The 3,251-nt window shown below is 73.2% G+C and carries 3 protein-coding genes and 1 pseudogene; 2 read left to right on the top strand and 2 right to left on the bottom strand.

Annotation, left to right across the window (positions count from 1 at the left end; genetic code table 11):
- Both ABD308_RS08705 and ABD308_RS08700 read right to left on the bottom strand, forming a co-directional pair.
- Nucleotides 1–82 (bottom strand): acyl-CoA carboxylase subunit epsilon (locus ABD308_RS08705; RefSeq protein ID WP_344330247.1); only part of this gene is annotated, 82 nt, incomplete at its 3' end.
- Between the two features lie 34 nt (nucleotides 83–116).
- The gene (locus tag ABD308_RS08700) at nucleotides 117–1,706 is read right to left on the bottom strand and encodes an acyl-CoA carboxylase subunit beta (protein ID WP_344330244.1); all 1,590 of its coding nucleotides are present in this window, start codon (nucleotides 1,704–1,706) and stop codon (nucleotides 117–119) included.
- 247 nt (nucleotides 1,707–1,953) lie between these two features.
- Here ABD308_RS08700 and ABD308_RS08695 point away from each other — a divergent pair, with 247 nt between their 5' ends.
- Nucleotides 1,954–2,853: a biotin--[acetyl-CoA-carboxylase] ligase gene (locus ABD308_RS08695; RefSeq protein ID WP_344330242.1), complete on the top strand. Its 900-nt coding sequence runs from the start codon at nucleotides 1,954–1,956 to the stop codon at nucleotides 2,851–2,853.
- A 217-nt stretch (nucleotides 2,854–3,070) separates the two neighbouring features.
- Nucleotides 3,071–3,251, top strand: a pseudogene (locus ABD308_RS08690) (adenylate/guanylate cyclase domain-containing protein); the annotation flags it as partial.

Below are 3,251 nucleotides of genomic sequence, written 5' to 3'. Positions count from 1 at the left end.
CGGCCCGGGCCTGGACCACCGCCAGGACGGTGGCCAGCTCCTCGGGGGTCGGCTGCCCGTGCAGCACATGGATCTGGGCCATGCTCAATCCTCTCCGGTCCTCCTGCTCGCGGCGACTACAGCGGGATGTTGCCGTGCTTCTTCGGCGGCAGCGTCTCGCGCTTGCCGCGCAGCGCGCGCAGCCCGCGGACGATGTGCCGGCGGGTCTCGCTCGGCGCGATGACCGCGTCCACGTAGCCGCGCTCGGCGGCCAGGTACGGGTTGAGCAGGGTGTCCTCGTAGGAGGCGATCAGCTCGGCCCGCTTCTCGTCGGCGTTCCCGGTCGCCTCGGCCTCGGCGATCTCCCGGCGGTGCAGGATGTTGACCGCGCCCTGCGCGCCCATCACGGCGATCTGCGCGGTCGGCCAGGCCAGGTTGAGGTCGGCGCCCAGGTGCTTGGAGCCCATGACGTCGTACGCGCCGCCGAAGGCCTTGCGGGTGATCACGGTGATCAGCGGCACGGTCGCCTCGGCGTAGGCGTAGATCAGCTTGGCGCCGCGCCGGATGATGCCGTCCCACTCCTGCTCGGTGCCGGGCAGGAAGCCGGGCACGTCGACGAAGGTGATCACCGGGATGTTGAACGAGTCGCAGGTGCGGATGAACCGCGCGGCCTTCTCGCTGGCGGCGATGTCCAGGCAGCCCGCCAGGTCCATCGGCTGGTTGCCGACGATGCCGACCGGGTGGCCCTCGACCCGGCCGAAGCCGGTGATGACGTTGCCCGCGTACAGCGGCTGGGTCTCCAGGAACTCGCCGTCGTCGAGCACGTGCTCGACGACCTCGTGCATGTCGTACGGCTGGTTCGCGGAGTCCGGCACCAGGGTGTCGAGTTCGAGGTCCTGGTCGGTGACGGACAGGTCCGCCTCCTCGGGGAAGGACGGCGGGTCGGACAGGTTGTTGGAGGGCAGGTAGGAGAGCAGGCTCTTGACGTACTCGACCGCCTCCTTCTCGTCCGTGGCCAGGTAGTGCGCGTTGCCGGACTTGGTGTTGTGGGTGCGCGCGCCGCCCAGCTCCTCCATGCCGACGTCCTCACCGGTGACGGTCTTGATCACGTCGGGGCCGGTGATGAACATGTGCGAGGTCTGGTCGGCCATCACCACGAAGTCGGTGATCGCGGGGGAGTAGACCGCGCCGCCCGCGCAGGGGCCCATGATCAGCGAGATCTGCGGGATCACCCCGGAGGCGTGCACATTGCGGCGGAAGATCTCGCCGTACAGGCCGAGCGAGACCACGCCCTCCTGGATCCGGGCGCCGCCGGAGTCGTTGATGCCGATGACCGGGCAGCCGGTCTTCAGCGCGAAGTCCATGACCTTGACGATCTTCTCGCCGAACACCTCGCCCAGCGAGCCGCCGAAGACGGTGAAGTCCTGGGCGAACACCGCGACCTGACGGCCGTCGACGGTGCCGTAGCCGGTGACCACGCCGTCGCCGTACGGCCGGTTGCGCTCCTGGCCGAAGTTGGTCGAGCGGTGCCGGGCGAACTCGTCGAACTCGACGAAGGAGTCCTCGTCCAGCAGCTCCGCGACCCGCTCGCGGGCCGTCAGCTTGCCCTTGGCGTGCTGCTTCTCCACCGCCTTGGCGGAGCCGGAGTGCACCGCCTCGTCGATCCTGCGACGGAGGTCGGCGAGCTTGCCGGCGGTGGTGTGCGGGTCGTACGGCGCCTCGGTCATTCCGGTGGCTCTCCCTGCATCCTGGGCCGCGACCTGTTTTCGGGGGCGCGCGGGCCGGGTGGGGGCAGGCGCGGACGAGGGGTGCAGGGCGGCACAACGAACTACCGTTGGGTAGCGTAGCCAGCGCGGAGCGCGGGCGTAATGTCCGGCCGTTATGGCCAGCGACACAGTGTTATCGGCGCCCGTTGTGGGGGACGATGGGGCGGCCTGGGCCTCGCGGGCCCCCGCCCGATCTAGGGTGAGCCGCATGACCTCCGACACCCCCCGCCGCAGCGGACTGCGCGGCCTCGGCCATGCCGGGCCGTCGCCGTGGACCGATCTGGACCGCCCGCCGCTGGACGCCGCCGCGCTCCGCCGGGACCTGCTGCGCCCCGGCGGGCTCTGGACCTCGCTCGACGTCGTCGAGGAGACCGGCTCCACCAACACCGACCTCGCCGCCCGTGCCCGCGAGGGCGCCCCGCAGGGCGCGGTGCTGGTCGCCGAGGCCCAGAGCGCGGCCCGCGGCCGGCTCGACCGGTCGTGGAGCGCGCCCGCCCGCTCCGGTCTCTTCCTCTCCGTCCTGCTTCGCCCGGACGGGGTACCCGTCGAACGCTACGGCTGGTTGCCGATCCTGGTCGGCGTCGCCGCCGCGAGCACGCTGAGCCGGGTCGCCGAGGTCGAGGTCGGCCTGAAGTGGCCCAACGACCTCCAGGTGGGGATCGACGGCGCGGAGCGCAAGCTCGGCGGCATCCTCACCGAGCTGAGCGGCGGCGCGGTGGTCGCCGGTCTCGGCCTGAACGTCTCGCTGCGCGAGGCCGAGCTGCCCGTCCCCACCGCCGCCTCGCTGTCCCTGGCCGGCGCCGTGGTCACCGACCGGTCCACCCTGCTGCGCGCCCTGCTGCGCGAGTTCGCCGTGCTGTACGGGGAGTGGACGGCCGCCGCCGGCGACCCGCACGCCAGCGGCCTGCTGCGCGCGTACGCGGACCGCTGCACCACGCTGGGGCGGCCGGTGAAGGTGCTGCTGCCCGGCGACCGCGAACTGCTCGGCGAGGCGGTCGCGGTGGACGGGGACGGCCGGCTGGTGGTCCGCACCCCGGACGGCGCCCGGCGGGCGGTCGGCGCGGGGGACGTCGTCCACGTGCGCCCGGAGCCGCGCGTCACGGAGTAGGCGGGCCCTGGCGTCGTGCGCCCGGCGGGAATTGCCGGACGCGCCCCGGTGGAGCCGTGCGCCGGGCGGCCGTTCGTGCGTCCCCTTACCTCCCCTGGGCCCGGGCGGATGCCCCGGATCGCGCGATTCCGTGCGAACATTCCACCTGGCAGCGGTGTGAGGCGCGCCACTGCCCGCCGGGTGGCGGGCGCGCCCGGACCGGCAGGACACGAGGCGAGTGCGGCGACCGCACGGGGACGGACCGGTGGCAGAGGACGGCAGCAACGGCGGCGGCGACGGCGCCGGAGGCAACGGCGGCCCGGCGGGCTCCGACGACCAGACCGTCGCCCTCGACCTCGAACGCCTCATCCTGGACGCGCCGCGCCGCTACACCCCGTACCAGGCCGCCCGGGCCGCCG

The sequence above is a fragment of the Kitasatospora putterlickiae genome (assembly GCF_039527695.1).
Classification (GTDB): Bacteria; Actinomycetota; Actinomycetes; order Streptomycetales; family Streptomycetaceae; genus Kitasatospora; species Kitasatospora putterlickiae.
Note: the sequence above shows the minus strand (reverse complement) of the source record. Positions and strands in the feature narration are given on the sequence as shown.